Below are 18,248 nucleotides of genomic sequence, written 5' to 3'. Positions count from 1 at the left end.
ATTTTACACAAGCATATAATAAAATTAATCATTTATACATTACCCAAATATATTAAGATTATTTAATTTTCAATATTGTTGTGTATTATCAATAAAACTATTCATATTAATATTTTTTTATTGATTTAGAAAGGATAATAATATATACTTTATGGAAATATCTTTTTATGGAGGTTTATAATGCTTACAAAAAATAATATTAAAACTTACTATATATACTCAATATTTAAGAACGCTCTCCTTGTTGGACCGATAATTGTGCTATATCTTTTAGCTAAGGGGTTAAGCATGACTGAAATAATGATACTTCAGTCTATATTTTCATTTAGTATTTTTTTACTTGAAGTTCCAACTGGTGCAATTGCAGATAGATTTGGAAGGAAATATAGTTTATCTCTTGGTGCTATTTTTTCTGCAATAGCAATTTTAATCTATATTTTTGGAAACTCAATATATATATATATGGTAGCAGAAATAATCTTCAGTATGGGATTTTGCTTCAAATCTGGTGCTGATAGTGCGCTTTTGTACGACTCTCTTCTTGAACTAAATCGAGAAATAGAATTTAAATTAATTTTTGGCAAGGGTCAATCTATTGTTTATATAGTTCAAGCAATTGGTTCTGTAGCTGCGAGTTTTCTGTACGTTAAAAATCATAATCTGCCATTTATAATCTCATTTGTGTTAATGCTATTTGCCGCATCCACAGCTTTAATATTTAAGGAAGTTACTATTAAGCCTCTTAAAAATATAAAAGGTAAAAATGAAAAATATTTTGAATTAATAAAAACAAGCTTTCAATATATTATTAAAAATAGTAAAATTAAAGGAATTGCACTATTCGCAATTATTTTTTATATGTTTTATAGAACTTCATTTTGGTTTTATACTCCATTCTTTAAAGCTGTTGCTATTCCAGAATACTTATATGGTTCTCTATTTTTTGTTTTTAACATTGTTGCTGCTATTGCTTCAAGAAACGTGGATTTCTTTATGAAAATCAGCAAGCCTAAAACTATGGTTATAATTAATCTGTTACTCATTACTTCATTTATTGGTCTAGGTCTCTTTAAAACTCCATTTGCCGTTATTTTTATCCTTTTTCAGCAAATTACACGTGGAGTGTATCACCCAGTTTTAAATAAATATATTAATAAAAACATTGAATCGCATAATCGAGCTACTATTCTTTCATTTATAAGCTTAGTTACAAATCTAGTTGTTGCTCTAGCAATGCCTTTATCAGGACTTATGTTAGATCATACAAATGTTTTTACTTCCCACCTAATTTATGGAGTTTTACTATTATTACTAACTATCTTTTTAAATTACTATTTAAAAGGAAAAGCTACAATTAGTAAAAGAGAAAAATTCAGTTCTTAAGAAGGACTGAGTTTTTCTCTTTTATTTATCGATTTTCACTTTTTATAAATTTTTTATATAGTACGGGAACAATTGTCATAAAGCCAATAAATACTAAACCAAAAACTACAGGTAGAGGCAGAGAAGATGTGTTTTTACTAATATAATTTAAACTTGATCCAAAGTATACATATGCAAAAGTTCCTGGAATAATACCAAAGAAAGTTGTCCAAAGAAAAGTAATGTATCTTATATTAGATAAGCCAGATGCAATATTTATCAAGAAAAATGGAAATATCGGAATCAACCTTAATGTTAACAAATAATTTTTCCCATTAATCTCTATTTCTCTATTTATTTTTTTTAATTTACCTGAGTATTTTTTTTGAATACTTTCTCCAAATAAATACCTTGTAAGTAAAAAATTTGCACTCGCTCCAATTGTAGCACCTGTCACTACTAATACAACACCATATTTTACTCCCCAAACAAGACCACCTAAAAGGCTTATAATTGTAGCAAAGGGAAGAGTGAGTGCTACAATTAATGAATATAGTATAATATACATAAATGATGAAAAAACAAAATTTTCATTAACATAATTTTTTATTAGTTTTAAATTTTCATTTATAAAGTCAACTTTAAAATATGCTTGAATATTGAATATTTTAAGTACAATAACAATTAATAAAAAAGCTAGTATTATTAATATTTTTTTTCTGTATTTTTTCATATATTCCTCTTTTCGTATGATATTAAAGAAAAATTATAGTTATTAAATTACTTTTTTCTACATATACCCAGTTAATAAGAAACATAGCAACATATTTGCTTAATATTCAATTATTAATTACACATTTCTTCGCTCCACTCTAGCCAACCGCCATCATACAATGAGCTATTTTCCCATCCCATTAGTTCTGAATAAAAAACTATCTCAGAAGCTCTCCATCCTGTACCACAATAAAAGACCAGATTATCATCTTTACTAATATTTTTATTAAGCCAATTTTTTTTTATAAGTTCATAATTAAACATAGTGTCATCAACATTTCTATAAAAATCAGTATCATATCCAAATGTATCTCCTTCAATTCTTCCTTTTTTAAATATATATGAATATCCACTTGTTTGTTTATTATACTCTTCAAGACTTCTGATACTTAATACTTTAGTTTTTTTATATTTCATTCTTCGTTGCAATTCATTTTTATCAATTATATAATTACTATTTATTCGAGTTTTATTTGCAAAATTTAAAGTAGAAATTTTACTATTTATTTTTCTTTCAATTTCATAACCTTCCGCCACCCAGAGTTTAAAACCGCCATCTAGTATCCTTACATCTTTAACACCAGCATATTTTAAAATAATAGCAACCCTTGAAACGGCTCTTGTATCAAGTCCATAAAGTAGTACTGTTGAGTCTAACCTTATTCCATTTTTTATTAAAGCTTTTTCTATATCTTTATCTGATTTTCTATTCCAAAGAGGTCTTTCTTCAAATTCTTCTGTATCAATATGAACAGCTCCTTTAATATGACCTGCTTTATAGTCATCACCTTCACCCCAGCTAACTTCAAAAAGTTTGTATATTGAGTTCTTCATCGTTTCTACATTATCGCCCTTTATTAAAGAATTTAACCATTTTGGATAAATTAGAGCTTTATAACCTACTAGTTTATCTAAATTTGTAGATAGTTTTAACCATGAATTTAAACCTTCTTTAAGAATCTTAACATTTTTATACCCTAATCTAATTAAACAATCATAAACTATTTTACTCTTTTCACCGTATAAAACAATTTCATTATGTTTTTCTAATGATATCCTTTCAAATTCTTTTATAAGTTCACTATTTGATTTGTTTTTTCCAATCCATTTATATGAGAAATTAACTGAATTTGGTATATGACCATTGGAATTAGTTTTTGGATCCAACCATCCATTATAGTAATAAGAAGGCCTTGTATCTACAATTCTTATATTGTCATCTGACATTTTTATAAATAATTTCTGATTTGATATATAATAATAAACGTTGTTTTCACATTGATTTATGTTTTTCACTAATCATTACTCCTTTAAAACAGTCTAAAATCATTATAACAAAGCTATACAACATTAATAGTTTTATAAAAAAACTAAATACTTATTGACTTATCATAGACATATTCTATTATTATAATGTACGTAGAATTTATTTATTACAACAAAAGGAGCTAAAATGAATATTCAGATTTTTGGAAAGAAAAAATGTTTTGAAACAAAAAAAGCAGAAAGGTATTTTAAGGAGAGAAAAATAAAATTTCAAAAAATAGATTTAATTCAAAAAGGAATCAGCCCTGGTGAATTAAAAAGCATTGCACAATCTATTGGTTTAGAAAATTTAATCAATGAAAATTCATCATTTTACGAAGAAAGTGGATTATCATTTACAAGAGATCCTGAAACTATTTCAAATATCCTTCTAGATTATACAGAAGTTCTTATAACTCCAATCGTAAGAAATGGTAAGAAAGCTACTATTGGATATAAGCCGGAAATTTGGAAAACTTGGGATTAATGGCATGAAATATAAACAATAGAATCCCCCTAATACATCTATCCAATAGACTAAGGGGGAAGCTTTTGAAGATAACGTCCGATTTAACTGTAAATTCATTACAAAATTTCTTTATTAAAATGTCCTCTTGTATCGGTTTCCTGATTAAAACTCGATTTATTCATTGAGCCATTTAATTTGCTTAAGGCTGTATTAATAGTTTCTACAACTTGATTTTTTGACTCAATTGTAAAATTCAATCTAAATGCTTCTATTCCTTTTATGCTTTGTAATTCATCTAAAAGATTAAGCGTTTTCCCATTTAGAATAGTTGTTGAACAATCATCATGAGAAATCATAGGAAAGGTTCCATGCTCATCTTTTAACTCATAACTCTTTATTTTACAAATACTGCATTGATTCAATTTTTTCATTGGACAATATTTTGTATACATCAATGGAGCCTTACCATATACAATCATTTCAAGTGCAGGATAACCATCGTTTTCTTTATAATAAGCGTTAATTAAACCTGTAATTTGACTCTTATTCAATTCATAAGATAAAGTTACTCGTTTTGCACCTAATCTATATAATTCATAGCAACTAGTAGAATTAACCACATTTAAAGAATAATCCGTAACAAAGGGATTGGTTTTTCTGTAATGATAAATTCCTCCATATCCACCAAGAAGCAGTTGGCCTTCTTTTTCCTTATAATCATTTTGATTTCTTCTAATAATTTTTTCAAAGTAGATTTCTTTAATTCCACAGCTCACACAAGCATCGTACTGTTCCTTAGTTGTTACAGTGGCTGTGAAGTATGGTTTTTTAGGATCAAAACTTATTTTTTCTTTTTTGTCTGATAGCTTTGTTCTTTTCTTTTGGCTGTTAAGTTTTAAGTCGTATAAGCCTTGTACAATATCTCTTCTAGCTGTATTTAGGAGTTTAGCTGGAATAAATGCATTATATTCATCAAAATCTACATGATTAAGTTCAAATATAGTATCATTTAATCTTGATAATTGCTTTGTTAGCTGCTCTTTTGTTGTCGGATTACTAATTGCTTCATCTAGTGTTTCCTCACTTTCATATATATAATGGAAACCCAATCCCTCTGCATCTATAATAAGCTTGGAATCTGAATATGCATACACTTTAATATCTAGATTAAAACGCTTAAATTCTTTTTCTTTCGCTAATTCTAACTCTTTGTAAAATAAATAATTCTTTGTTATATATACTAAATCACCATTAGATATTTTTTCTTTAATCTTGATAAAGCAGACATCATCTGCTTTATTAATTAAATTACCTTCTTTATCATACAATTTTACAGCAGTTAAATTTACATCTTCATTATTATGACTTATTCTAATTATATCGTTTTGATTTAAAGTTCGTGTAAGCTTTATTTCATACATGCCCTTAACACTCTTGCCAATTCTTCCAATTTCATAACCATAATTATTAGGCCTTAAAATATTTGTAATATCCTTTGCATTTTCGTGAAATAAATACCCTTTAGTAAAAGTCCTATTAAATGTTTTGCTCAGACTATCTTTATCTTCTTCGGTTATTTTATTATCTAATGCCATACGATATTTTGAAACAACATTAGCAACATATGCCGGCTCTTTCATTCGGCCTTCTATTTTTAAAGAATCAATTTCTTTTAAGTCATTTATATAATCAATTGTATTTAATTCCTTAGTAGAAAGTATATAGCTCTTTCCTAGGGAAATATTAGTAGTCTTATCAATTAGTTCATATTCCTTTCGGCATGAACCAACACATCTTCCACGGTTTCCGCTTCTGTAGCCAATTAATCCAGACATTAGACAGTTTCCAGAATAGGATACACATAATGCACCATGAACAAAAATTTCTAAAGGTATTTTAGCTACTCTTTTTATTTCTTTTACTTTTTCAATCTCAACTTCACGAGATAAGACAACTCTTTTGGCACCAAGTTCTTTCAATAATAAAGTGCCATCTAAATCGTCTATTCCCATTTGAGTTGAACAATGTGCTTGCATATCAAGAAAGTTTCTAACTACATAATCAAAAGCAGCCAGATCCTGGACAATAATTCCTTCAACACCGATTTCATTTAGTTTGTTTATCTGTTCTTTCATCTCTTCAACTTCATTTTCGAAAACAATAGTATTCATTGTAACGTAAATTTTAACATTCCTAAGGTGTGCATACGTAAGCGCCTCTTTTAATGATTCTAAATCAAAATTAGATGAGTATGCACGTGCACCAAATTTTTGCATTCCTAAGTATACTGCATCACAGCCATTAGAAATTGCAGCTTTTAAAGCTTCCATATTTCCTGCCGGTGCTAATAATTCAGTCATTTTTATCCTCCATACTACTCTTATTTTTTATATTAAAGCTAAGAGTATATATATATTAACTTAACATCCACTCACTTGTGATACGGTTCACCTCTAATAATCCTAAAACCCCTATATACCTGTTCTAATAAAACAACTTTCATTAATTGATGGGGAAAAGTCATTTTACTAAATGAAATTGTGCCATTAGCTCTATTTAGAACATCTTTATGTATGCCTAAACTTCCACCAATAACAAATACAATATCCGACTTCCCATCTATTGCATATTTTTCAATTTCCTTGGCAAATTCAACTGAAGATCTTTGACCCCCTTCAATAGCTAATGCTATAACGTGCTGTGGATCTTTTATTTTTGAAAGAATTCTATCTCCTTCTTTTTTCTTAACGATATTCATATCCTTATCTGATAATGTCTCTGGGGCTTTTTCATCAGCAACTTCTATAAGGTTTAATGTGCAATATCGACTTAATCTTTTTCTATATTCTTCAATTGCTAAAGTAAAATACTTCTCTTTTATCTTACCTACAGATATTATAGTAATTTTCAATTCCTACTCCTTGTATAATTAGGTTAGAAATATTGCTTAAGTTTCTTGCGAATATTCTTACCTAATTCATTTATATTGTTTGTGATTAAAAATAAGTTCAACCACTTAACATACTGTAATTTTTCTATTATAGTTATCTCATAAAGAGTATATGCGTCTTCTCCTTGAATGACTCATTTCTTGAGTTTATATTCGTAACAAAGCTTGCATTATTGTGAGATTCTTTGATTTAGCTGGTTGAATTTCTCTTTGATCATAAATATTATTAGAGAATTATTCGTGTCACTTACAAGGTTAATTGACTCACTAATTATTGTTACTCTTTATTATTTTAAATGGGGGTTATTTTATGTCTAACTATTACCATTTGCCTGTTGTAGGCATTGATGTTGCTGCTAATTTTTCAGTAGTTACTGCTTTAAAACCTAATGGCGACGTATTCCGTAAGAACCTTAAAATTAGCCATACACTTGGGGGCTTCAATAAACTTCTTCTTTTTCTACAAAAAATTGAAGAAGAGTTTAACGATAGTCCCAAAGTATTTTGCGAATCCACGGGAATATATCATCTTACTCTTCTTCATTTTCTTGTTAAAAATCAGATTGATATACATGTAATAAATCCTCTGATAACTAATTCTAACAAGAATTCGAACATAAGAAAAGTAAAAACTGATAAATTAGATTCTCTTTCCATCGCAAAAATTTGTAAATTTGATAATGTAAAGACTTCAACATTCACTAGTGAGGAGTTTTTACACCTTAAACTCCTAGTTCGTGAGTATTACAAAGTTGTTGATTTAAAGGCAAATTTGAAAAAAACTTTCTCAAATAATATTTATATTAACTATCCAGGACTTCAAAATGCATTTGCTAATATAACAGGTAAGACACCTTTAATATTTATTAGAAAATATCCAACACCTAAACATCTTCTTAACGCTGAGCCCAAAGTTGTTATTGAACTTCTAACAAAGTCATCAAGACGTGGTTCTAGTTGGGCTAATAATAAATATAACAAACTTATAAAAATCGCTAATAGTGCCAATATCATTGGTATTACTCCCTTGCTTTTTGAATCTAAAGTAATACGTTTTAGCGAAAGTTTTGATTTTTATACAAATCAACTTAGAAATATTGTAGATGAAATTCACCAATATATTGACAATGCCTCTTTTGGAGAAGTATTTAAACAAAATATTAATCTTCTTAAAAGTTTCAAAGGTCTTGGTGATATAACTGCAATTACTTTGTTAGTTGAAATGGGTGATATTAATAATTTTTCTAAGCCTCAACAACTTGTAGCTTTTTTCGGTGTAGATCCTAGCGTTAATCAATCTGGCAATTTTAGCGGTGATCGCAATAAAATGTCCAAACGTGGTACTGCTATAGGTAGAAGAGCTTTGTACACAGTCGCTCTTGCTTCAATACGTACAAGTAAAAATAAAAAGCCAATAAATCTTGTTTTGTATGAATATTATCACATAGCCCTTGATAAGAAAAAGAAAAAAGTTAAACTTGTAGCTGTTATGAATAAACTACTTCGCTATATTTTTTCAATACTAAAAAATCAAAAACCATATGAAGTTAGAAATCCACTCGTCCACAAAAGGATGTTTTTAGAATCTAAACTTCATAATCCTGTTGCTGCTTAATAAATATTTTTACAGTAAATAATATTGAATGTTCATTTTTACTCGAGCATTATTTAGTATGCTCATTTTTAATAAGAACTTTTTTTATTAAATTACTTGACTATTACTAGCTGGTCTTTAATTTATAATCATCATTTTCTTAGTTACTCATACACAGGATACCACTAATTAAATATATGCAATTTATACTACTTTTTTTGAACTAATATAAAAAAAATAGAACCCTTAAGTCCTATCTAATTATAAACTGAGCATCCTCAAATGGATTCAAAGATGTTTTTGTTGCAATACTAAGTAAAGTTTCTCGTGTTTCGCTTTCGTATTTATTTGAAGTAAAATTAAGTTTAAATAGTTTTTGCTCTTCTACTAATTTTCCGTTTTTTCTTGTATCAATTTTTTCAATTACAGCATAAGGAAAATTATGTTTTAAATTTGTGTTTTTTATACTATTTAAAGCTTCATAAGCTTCTTCAAATAAATCATATTTTTTTATGAATTTTTTATCAATATCTTGATACCTTGTTGTACCAAATTGTGCATCAGATAGAATTGCAAATATAGTAACGTAATACATAATATTTCTCCTTTAATTGACTATACTTACATTATACATTTATTTAATGATTTAAATTTTACAGTTATATTAAATATTATTCAAGCATTGAATTGAAAATATCACTTACTATTTGAAATTCTTCATCACTTTCTATTTTATTAAGTTCAGGTACATTTTCTACATTTTTAAAGCCATATAAATAAACCTTTGTTTCATTTTCTGGCACAATTGCTATATATTCACTAGCATTTTTTTCATTTTTAAATATAGCAACTACATTACACTTAATTTCTTTATCATCTTCTGTAAAAATTGTTATTTTCTTTTGATTTTCATTTACAATATTATTATTTTCTATTTCTATAAATTTTTCTTTTTCCATAATTTTACCCATCAATCCTCTATTTTCTCAATAATATTTATATTGTCTAAGGTAACAAACATTCCCATATTTAAGTACTTTTTAAGTACATGAAGAAGTTCGTCAATTTTCTCATTTGTATCTATCACTTCAATTAATATTGGTAATCTTTCAGAAAGTCTTAAAATATGAGTTGTATGAATATTACTACTCTTGCCAAATCCTTCAATCCCCCTTATAACTGTTGCTCCCGAAAGTCCTTCTTCCCTAATTTCCTTAACAATTAATTCAAATAGTGATTTTCCGTGATATCTATCGGATTCACCTACAAAAATTTTAAGCATTTTACCTTTTCTAACTTTCATACGGCCTCCTTACATAAGCTGAGCTAAATATCTACCCACTACAACTGCAAGCAAACTAAAAGAAACATTTGCTAATATATTTACAGAACCTATAACATAATTACCATCAGATAACATACCAATTGTTTCGTAGCTAAATGTCGAAAAAGTAGTTAATCCACCTAACATACCAGTAGTTAATAATAATCTCATTGATGGTGTTATAAATGCAAAGTCTAAACTAGCTTCCATAATAAACCCTATTAAAAGTGCACCAAGAATATTAACAAATAATGTTCCATAAGGGTAAGTTTGACTTACATATTTAACAAAAAGTCCTGAAAAATAATACCTAAATGATGCTCCTATAAAACCACCAACGCCTACCAAAAATATTTTTTGCATATAAACACCAACTTTTCTCTTTCTTTTCATTCTCTATTTTTACATTATATATTATTTACTTTAATATTCATATACTTGAAAATTTAATTATGTAAAAAACAATACAACAAAAAGATTATACAACATATATTTTATAATTAAATACGTTATATAATCTTTTTTGCTAAACAAAATATTTATATATATATCAAAGGGGAACTTTGATTTTAAATATATTTTTATAATTATCTCAATTTTTCTAATAAATAACTATAAAAATTGTTTCCTATAATATTTTTTATGCTTTTTTCAGAATACCCTCTATTTAAAAGTTCAATAGTTAATCCAATAATTTCTTTGTGATCTCTAAGAGAATCGTACATTTTACCAGTATTGTAATATTTCGTACACAAATCAAATCCAAAACCAATATTTTCATCACTAGTTAAATTCACAATATAATCTATATGATCACATAAACCAATTATATTTTGTTTTAACTCATTGCTTGAAACTATAGATTTATATGCATTTACGCCTATAACACCATTTCTATTTGCTATTTTAATAATTTGTTCATCATTTAAATTTCTTGTTATATTATTTAATTTTCTCGAATTTGAATGTGACGCAATTATTGCTGAAGTAGTGTACTTAAAAACATCTTTAAAGCCAATATCATTAATATGACTTATATCAATAAATAAACCCAATTCTTCAGCTTTTTTCATAACTTCAATTCCAAATGGTGTCAATCCTCCAAGTACTCCTTCTCTAGGACTAGCAAAATAAGAACCATCTGCAACAAAATTTCTTCTAGACCATGTTACACCAAACCCTCTTATTCCTAATTCATAAAAGGTATTTAATAGTTCTATATTTCTACCAATAGGTTCTAATCCTTCTAAAGACATAATTATACCAATTTTATTTTCTTTAAGAGCTTCTTCCATTTCAAAAGAATTTTTAACCAAAACAAAATCTTTACACTCTTTTATATCTGCTTTCAAATGTTCAATTTGAAGTAACGCCATTTTAAGTGCACTATCAAGAAAAGGTGTTTCTACAAATATTGCTGCAATAATAAAATTAACACTAGCTTCTCTAAAATCACTTAAAAATAATTCATTTAAAATTTTAGTTTTTCCTAGTATCCTATTATTATATACAATTCCGCCTAAATCTAAATGCGCATCAATTACTACGCTATCTTTTAATATTTTTTTAGCTTTCTTAAACATTTTCTAACCTCTCAATAATTTATGACAAGCATAAATTGTATTTTGACCTTCAAATATATCATGATAATTATCGTCATTATAGTTTAAACTTTTAATAACTACTATGCCATCAACTGCAGATGAGTTTATAAATTTATCTTTTCCTAGATATATTGCAATATGATCTACTCCAAAAATCAAATCACCGCGCCTAAGCTCTTCTTTTTTTATTTGTAGAAGATACTTATCTACAAAATTAGAATCTCTCCATATTTTTAAATTCGATAACATATATACAACCGATACGAGTCCTGAACTATCTAAGCCAAAAGGGCTTTTTCCACCCCATCTAAACTGCTTTCCAATATATTTATACGCATTATCAACAATTTCATTTCTAATTTTTTCTTTATCTTTTAACTTAACATCTTCTAGTTTTGATAAGAATTCACTTCTTATCCACCCTTTTCTACCATCTGGTAAAAATATCTGAAATCTTATATTATTACTACTATTACTTTTAATAATTTTAGACCCTCTAACTAAGGAAATAACAATTTTACTATCATAAAAATTATTTTCTAAAACATCTATATACTCACCTGAAACAATATATTTTTCTGCTTTTTTCCATTTATCAACTTTATTTTTTTCAATAGTAAAACTTTTCTTACTAGCATATCCTTTATAATCATAATCTGTTTTTATATAATAATAATCATTTATATCTTCCCACAAAATTTCAACTTCCATTCCAAGAAATACTTCATCTATAATTATTGAGTTTTCAGATGGATTATTTTTTAGTTCTACTAAAGTATCATTAACGATTGCATTCATATTTCACTTCCTAAAGTAAAGCATTTTTATATTCATTAATTTCTTCTTCATTAGCTAAAACAAAATGATCTTTTTCTATTTCGACCCATTTAGGCTTGTCAATTTCATAATTGTGACACTCTGGATTATAAACTTCTATAATCTTATCTCTTTCAGAAATAGGATCAGGATGTGGTATTGCTGATATTAAAGCCCTTGTATATGGATGAAGTGGATTTTCAAATAATCTTTCAGACTCTGCTAATTCAACAATTTTCCCTTTGTGAATAACTGCAATTCTATCAGTTATAAATCTAACCACTGATAAATTATGAGCAACGAATATATATGTTAATTGTTTTTCTCTTTGTAATTTTGAAAGTATATTTAACACCTGAGCTCTTATTGAAACATCAAGAGCAGATATAGGTTCATCAGCTACAATAAGTTCAGGTTCCATTACAAGAACTCTAGCAATTCCTATTCTTTGTCTTTGTCCACCAGAAAATTCATGTGGAAATCTATTTGCAAATTCAGGAAGAAGACCTACATCCATAAGAGCTCTTTCAACCTTAGCTTTTCTATCATCTTCATTTTTAAATTTTTTTAAATTATAAAGACCTTCTGAAACAATATAATCTACCTTTGCTCTTTCATTTAATGAAGCCATAGGATCTTGAAAAATCATTTGAATCTTCTCAGTGATTTCTTTATCTAGTTCTTTAGATATTTTCCCATTTATTTTATTTTTTTTAAATATTATTTCACCTTTAGCTGCTTCATTAATTCTCATAATTGCTCGACCTATTGTCGTTTTACCAGAACCTGATTCTCCAACTAAACCAAATGTTTCTCCTTTATACACATTAAAGCTTACATCATTTACTGCGACAAATTTATTTTTTTTACTTCCAAACTCAACCCTTAAATTTTTCACTTCTAATAATAATTCTTTATTCACTTTTTCCACCTCCAAAATGTTCATGAAGCTTTTTTATAGCACTAGGAAGCTCAACCTTTGGTGCATCTGGATGTAAAAGCCACGTCCTTGCCTTATGAGTTTTTGATACTTCAAAATACGGAGGTCTCTTTATAAAATCTATTTTTAATGCTCTTGGATTTCTAGGAGCAAAGGCATCTCCCTTTATTTCTTTAAACAAACTTGGTGGAGTTCCATCAATTGCATATAAATCTTCTCCTTTTTCGCCTAATTGAGGTAGTGAAGACAAAAGTGCCCATGTATACGGATGTTGTGGATTATAAAAGATTTCTTCTGATTTTCCAATCTCAATAATATCTCCTGCATACATTACCGCAATTCTATCCGCAACATTAGCAACTACACCCAAATCATGTGTAATAAATACTACAGTAAGGCTATATTTTTTTTGCATATCTTTAATTAAATTCAATATTTGAGCTTGTATAGTAACATCAAGTGCTGTTGTAGGCTCATCACATATTAAAACTTCAGGTTTACAAGCCATTGCTATTGCAATTACAACTCTTTGTCTCATGCCACCAGAAAATTCATGCGGATATTGATTATATCTTTTTTTTGGAAATGGAATACCCACATCTTCAAGCAGTTTTAAAGTTATTTCTTTCGCTTTTTCACCCTTTATTTTTTGATGAAGTTCAACCGCTTCTTGAACCTGCATACCAATTTTTTTTAGTGGATTTAAGGCAGTCATTGGATCCTGAAAAATCATCGCAATTTTTCCTCCTCTAACGTCAAGCCAATCTTTTTCGGTTTCAAATTTTGCTAAATTCTTATTATCGAAATTAATACTTCCATTATCAATCCAACCATTTTTATCTAATAATCCCATAAAGGATTTTGTAAAGACGGATTTACCTGATCCCGATTCTCCAACTATCGCTAAATTTTCACCTTTATATAAATCTAAAGAAATTTTCCTAATTGCCGTTAAATCTTTACCTCTTAAATCAAATTTAATAACAAGATCCGAAACCGAAAGAATTATTTCTTTATCCTTTTTATTTAATTCTTTATTTAAATTTTCTAACATAGTTTCTACTCCTCCTTAAAGATGATTTTTAGGGTCTGACGCATCACCAAAAGCATTTCCCATAACATAGAATGAAATTGTGATTATTGATAAAACTGCTGTTGGAAATAACAATTGATATCTTAATGAAGGTACCATCATAAATACCCTTCCTTCATTAATCAAATTACCAAGAGACGGTACATCAACAGGAAGTCCAATTCCAATATAAGTTAAGAATACTTCTGAACCAATAGCAAGCGGAATTGCAAGAGCAAGTCTTAGCATAATTACAGACACTAAGTAGGGAAGTAAATTTTTAGTGGCTATTCGACTAAGCGGTGTACCTAAACACCTTGACGCCAAATTATACTCTCTATCTCTTATAATGATCACTAGATTCCTTACAAATCTTGCCATATTAGTCCACCTAGTAACACTCATTGCAACAATAATCGTAATAATTCCAGGTTTCATTATATAAGCAATAAGTATTAATATTATTGTTGTTGGGACATTAGTAATAACATTGTATATTTCAGTAATTATTGGATCAAATTTTCTTACATAACCCCAAATGGATCCTATAAAAATACCTATAATAAGTTCAATAAATCCAACAGTCAAGCCAATAAATAAAGATGTTCTTGTACCACTCCATATTCTCGACCATAAATCTTGTCCTATAGAATTAGTTCCAAACCAATACTCAGCACTTGGAGGTAAATTTCTTAATTGTAATCCAGTTTTTTCATCTATATTTATTTTTATTGGTGAATGTTGATTTGGAAGATATGGCTGAACTACAGTGAATAATAAAAGAAAAACTACTACTACAAGTAAAAAAACTGCAACTTTATTTTTCGTAAATACATTCAAAGTTGATTTCCAATATGAATAATTTGAATATCCAATTAATTCTGCCTTTTTAGAGTCGTACTTGGCAAATTCAAATAAAGACTTATCAATCTCTTCTATATCAGAATTTTCTAAATTATTTTTAACCATTATCTACCACCTCCATCACCATGTAATTTAATTCTTGGATCTAACATTGCCATTAGAACATCTCCTAAAAATAATCCAAGTACACCAACTACAGAAAACATAAGTACAAGAGCTTGAACTAGATTATTGTCCTGAAGTTGTATTGAATCAACTAAAAGGCCTCCCATTCCTGGAATTGAAAATAATGATTCAATATAAATTGATCCACCTATAGTAAACAAAATTGAAGCTGGCAAATATTGAACCATAGGAACTAAAGCATTTCTAGCAACATGATAAAACATTATTTTTTTCTCACTAAGACCTTTTGCTCTTGCAAGTTTTAAATAATCCTTATTAAGTTCATCAACCATATAACGTCTCATCCACATAGCATAACCAGCTATACTGCCAAGTGCCATAGCTACCGTAGGTAATATCCAACTAGACGGCTCATCAACATCAAATAGAATTGGTAAATTAAGTATCTTTGTCAAATATACTTGAATAAACAAATAGTAAACAATGGGGGGAACCGCTCTAATTACAACTACATAAAATGTACCAATTTTATCAGGAATTTTATTCTTTTTAAGAGCCATAATAACGCCCATAATAAGACCCGTTATTAATGAAATTCCAAGTGCTGATAAACCAATGGCAATTGAATAAGGTGCTTTTTCTTTAATAATTTTTCCAATTGGCACATTAGGTCTATAAATAATAGAGTCACCTAAGCTACCATGTAATAACTCTTCATAAAAATTCTTTAACTGCACAGTCATTGGATCTCTAAGACCTAAGTTAGTTAATATTGCTTCTTTTTGTTTAGCATCTAATTTATCAGTACCTTCTTTTCCAAAATATCCTTCTTCTGGCATCATGCGCATCAATAAAAAAACTACTGTTATTACAACAAAAAGTGTTAACAAGGATCTTAAAAATCTATTAATAATATATTTAAACATTTTTCCTCCTTGTTAAATATAACGAAGCCAAAGCTTCGTTATATTTAATATTATTAAAGTTATTTTAAGGAATTTAATATTTCTTTTCTTTTTTCATTCCATTTAGCTTTTTCAGATAAATACAATTCTGTACTCATTGGTTTATCAAGGATATGTTGACCTTTATATCTTAAGCTAGAAACTCCAAATGGAGAATATGGCGCTTCAAATGGATCTAATTTTGATGCTACATAACCACCATTTCCACCAAGTCTATATGGTATTACCCATGCTTGATCAATTAAATAAGCTTCCGCTTCAGCAAATAAATTATATCTTTTAGCTAAATCAACTTTTTCATTGGTTGCAGCAGTTACCATTTTCATATATACATCAAATTTATTATTTCCATTTTCATCAACTTCAGTTGTTTTTTCAGGGAAGTTATAATTTGAACCTGGAATAAACATATAAGTATAAGTCTCTGGATCTGCAAAATCTGGTCCCCAGTTAACTAATTCCATTCCATATTTTCCAACACGTCTAGTGTTAGATAAAAAACCTGATGGAGGATAAGGAACAATAAAGACTTCTACATAATCATCACCAAGAGTTCTAGTAAGCTGTTGCTGAACTACTTGTGCTCTTTGTGCATTTTCTGAGCTTCCTGTACTATAAGGTATAACAACTTTTACTGGAAAATCCACTTTGCCTTCAAGATCTTTCATTGCTTTTTCTTTGAATTGTATAGCTAAATCTGAATTATATGAATCTGTATCTGTAAATTTCTTCAAAGAACCCATTTGTGTAAAATCAATACCATCTTCATTTACGAAATTTGGAGGAGTAACTGTATTAGCAATTTTATTTTTAGGATTGTAGGGTTCACCTGTAGTTAATGCTGCAACTCTATCTAAACCATGAAATAATGATTTTCTGAAATTAACATTATTAACAGCTTTCTTCCAATTTTCAGGATCATAAGCTTTATCAAAATTTGGATCAAAGTTTATAGCATAAAAATAAGTATAAAAACTTGGATTGGATGGTCTTACCATTTCTTTTTTATCCTTGTCTTGCATCCAAGCATCAATAGAAGTAGAAGGTACATAAACTTCAGAAATATCTCCTCTTAAGAACAATTCCTGACCAATAGTTTTAGCTTCTTTATTATATTTATATTTTAGTTTTTTTATAAACACCTTATCTTTATCCCAATAATTTTCATTCTCCACTAATATTCTACTGTTTTGTGGTTCAAATTTTTGAAGAATATATGCTCCATTATACAAAATATTATCATTACTTGTACCAAATTTATCTCCAACTTCAGCTAAGAATTTACCGTTAACTGGAAAGAAACTAGCATAAGTAAGCATTGATTCAAAATATGGTACTGGAGTTTCTAAAGTATACTGAAGTGTGTATTTGTCAATAGCCTTAACTCCTACTTTGCTAAAGTCAGTAATTTCTCCATCATAATATTTTTTACCATTTTTTAGAACTTTATATGCTATATTTGCAGTTTTAGAACCATTATCTTTATTGAAAGTGTACTTTAACGAATCTACAAAGTCCTGAGCAGTTAATTCTCCATATACTTCACCTTCACTAGTATACCAATTAACACCTTTTCTGATTTTAAAAGTCCATACATTACCATTTTCTGATGAAATCCACTCAGTTGCTAAACTTGGAATCATAACTCCGTATTGATCATAATCAACTAAAGTATCAACGAAATTTGACGCTAGTCCAATTTCATTAGTTGAAGAACTAGTTAAGTAATTTAATGTTGATATTTCACCTGAATAAATACTAGTATAAGTTTGATCTTTTGCATAAGTAATTTTATCAACTTTTCCACTTTCTTTATTTGTATCACCTTGATCACTACTTTCCGTCGTTTTGGCATTATTTACTTCCTTTTCATTACTTACTGCGGAAGTTTTATCGTTTGAGCATCCCGCAAAAACAAATAACAAAACAACTAGCATTATTACTGATAACATTCTTTTCATTCTTTTCCCCCCAAGATTATAAGTTAATTATAAGAAACTCACTACATTTTCTTACTCACACTCATATAAAGCAAAGGACATGCCAAAATCAAATATTAATATAACTTTCTGTAAAATAGTGT

18 protein-coding genes are annotated in these 18,248 nt (G+C 28.2%); 3 read left to right on the top strand and 15 right to left on the bottom strand.

Translation table 11 applies throughout. The features are described from left to right. Positions 1-180 precede the first annotated feature (180 nt). The gene (locus AACH12_RS05045) at positions 181-1,383 is read left to right on the top strand and encodes an MFS transporter (RefSeq protein ID WP_338536969.1); all 1,203 of its coding nucleotides are present in this window, start codon (positions 181-183) and stop codon (positions 1,381-1,383) included. A gap of 25 nt (positions 1,384-1,408) precedes the next feature. Here the strand turns inward: AACH12_RS05045 and AACH12_RS05040 are convergent, their stop codons facing one another. Next, positions 1,409-2,095, bottom strand: a complete 687-nt coding sequence (locus AACH12_RS05040; RefSeq protein WP_338536968.1) for a TVP38/TMEM64 family protein — start codon at positions 2,093-2,095, stop codon at positions 1,409-1,411. A 113-nt stretch (positions 2,096-2,208) separates the two neighbouring features. Beyond that, the gene (locus tag AACH12_RS05035) at positions 2,209-3,432 is read right to left on the bottom strand and encodes a rhodanese-like domain-containing protein (protein ID WP_338536967.1); all 1,224 of its coding nucleotides are present in this window, start codon (positions 3,430-3,432) and stop codon (positions 2,209-2,211) included. 157 nt (positions 3,433-3,589) lie between these two features. Between AACH12_RS05035 and AACH12_RS05030 the strand changes: the two genes are divergently transcribed. Next, a complete protein-coding gene (locus AACH12_RS05030) occupies positions 3,590-3,928 on the top strand; it encodes an arsenate reductase family protein (protein WP_338536966.1) in 339 nt (112 codons plus the stop codon). A gap of 98 nt (positions 3,929-4,026) precedes the next feature. Here AACH12_RS05030 and AACH12_RS05025 read toward each other — a convergent pair whose 3' ends face one another. Together AACH12_RS05025 and rlmH are read right to left on the bottom strand one after the other, a co-directional pair. Continuing rightward, positions 4,027-6,270 (bottom strand): U32 family peptidase, encoded by a 2,244-nt coding sequence (locus tag AACH12_RS05025; RefSeq protein WP_338536965.1) that lies wholly within the window; start codon positions 6,268-6,270, stop codon positions 4,027-4,029. A 71-nt stretch (positions 6,271-6,341) separates the two neighbouring features. Further along, positions 6,342-6,821, bottom strand: a complete 480-nt coding sequence (gene rlmH / locus AACH12_RS05020) for a 23S rRNA (pseudouridine(1915)-N(3))-methyltransferase RlmH (protein WP_338536964.1) — start codon at positions 6,819-6,821, stop codon at positions 6,342-6,344. Positions 6,822-7,170: 349 nt separating this feature from the next. Here rlmH and AACH12_RS05015 point away from each other — a divergent pair, with 349 nt between their 5' ends. After that, a complete protein-coding gene (locus AACH12_RS05015; RefSeq protein ID WP_338534762.1) occupies positions 7,171-8,475 on the top strand; it encodes an IS110 family RNA-guided transposase in 1,305 nt (434 codons plus the stop codon). A 232-nt stretch (positions 8,476-8,707) separates the two neighbouring features. On the opposite strand, the gene AACH12_RS05010 is transcribed toward AACH12_RS05015, so the two are convergent. The 11 genes from AACH12_RS05010 to AACH12_RS04960 form a co-directional block, all read right to left on the bottom strand. Beyond that, the gene (locus tag AACH12_RS05010) at positions 8,708-9,049 is read right to left on the bottom strand and encodes a hypothetical protein (RefSeq protein WP_338536963.1); all 342 of its coding nucleotides are present in this window, start codon (positions 9,047-9,049) and stop codon (positions 8,708-8,710) included. Between the two features lie 76 nt (positions 9,050-9,125). Further along, entirely contained in the window at positions 9,126-9,425 is a 300-nt protein-coding gene (locus AACH12_RS05005) for a DUF1292 domain-containing protein (RefSeq protein WP_338536962.1), read from the bottom strand. Next, positions 9,425-9,757, bottom strand: a complete 333-nt coding sequence (locus tag AACH12_RS05000; protein ID WP_338536961.1) for a DUF190 domain-containing protein — start codon at positions 9,755-9,757, stop codon at positions 9,425-9,427. The genes AACH12_RS05005 and AACH12_RS05000 overlap by 1 nt, the downstream gene beginning before the upstream one ends. A gap of 9 nt (positions 9,758-9,766) precedes the next feature. Then, positions 9,767-10,171: a fluoride efflux transporter CrcB gene (gene crcB / locus AACH12_RS04995; protein WP_463671002.1), complete on the bottom strand. Its 405-nt coding sequence runs from the start codon at positions 10,169-10,171 to the stop codon at positions 9,767-9,769. Positions 10,172-10,365: 194 nt separating this feature from the next. Further along, entirely contained in the window at positions 10,366-11,361 is a 996-nt protein-coding gene (locus AACH12_RS04990) for a dipeptidase (protein ID WP_338536960.1), read from the bottom strand. A gap of 3 nt (positions 11,362-11,364) precedes the next feature. Then, entirely contained in the window at positions 11,365-12,180 is an 816-nt protein-coding gene (locus AACH12_RS04985; RefSeq protein ID WP_338536959.1) for a C40 family peptidase, read from the bottom strand. Positions 12,181-12,190: 10 nt separating this feature from the next. After that, positions 12,191-13,120, bottom strand: coding sequence for an ATP-binding cassette domain-containing protein (locus AACH12_RS04980; RefSeq protein WP_463671001.1), 930 nt, complete (start codon positions 13,118-13,120; stop codon positions 12,191-12,193). Beyond that, positions 13,113-14,192: an ABC transporter ATP-binding protein gene (locus AACH12_RS04975; RefSeq protein WP_338536957.1), complete on the bottom strand. Its 1,080-nt coding sequence runs from the start codon at positions 14,190-14,192 to the stop codon at positions 13,113-13,115. Before AACH12_RS04975 ends, AACH12_RS04980 begins: the two co-directional genes overlap by 8 nt. A 15-nt stretch (positions 14,193-14,207) precedes the next feature. Further along, positions 14,208-15,179: an ABC transporter permease gene (locus AACH12_RS04970; RefSeq protein ID WP_338536956.1), complete on the bottom strand. Its 972-nt coding sequence runs from the start codon at positions 15,177-15,179 to the stop codon at positions 14,208-14,210. Continuing rightward, positions 15,179-16,126: an ABC transporter permease gene (locus tag AACH12_RS04965; RefSeq protein ID WP_338536955.1), complete on the bottom strand. Its 948-nt coding sequence runs from the start codon at positions 16,124-16,126 to the stop codon at positions 15,179-15,181. Before AACH12_RS04965 ends, AACH12_RS04970 begins: the two co-directional genes overlap by 1 nt. A 59-nt stretch (positions 16,127-16,185) precedes the next feature. Further along, positions 16,186-18,126, bottom strand: a complete 1,941-nt coding sequence (locus AACH12_RS04960) for a peptide ABC transporter substrate-binding protein (protein ID WP_338536954.1) — start codon at positions 18,124-18,126, stop codon at positions 16,186-16,188. Positions 18,127-18,248: the final 122 nt, after the last annotated feature.

The organism is Helicovermis profundi, from assembly GCF_033097505.1.
GTDB lineage: Bacteria > Bacillota > Clostridia > Peptostreptococcales > Acidaminobacteraceae > Helicovermis > Helicovermis profundi.
The sequence above is the reverse complement of the archived record's forward strand: the minus strand, read 5'-3'. Positions and strand labels throughout refer to the sequence as shown.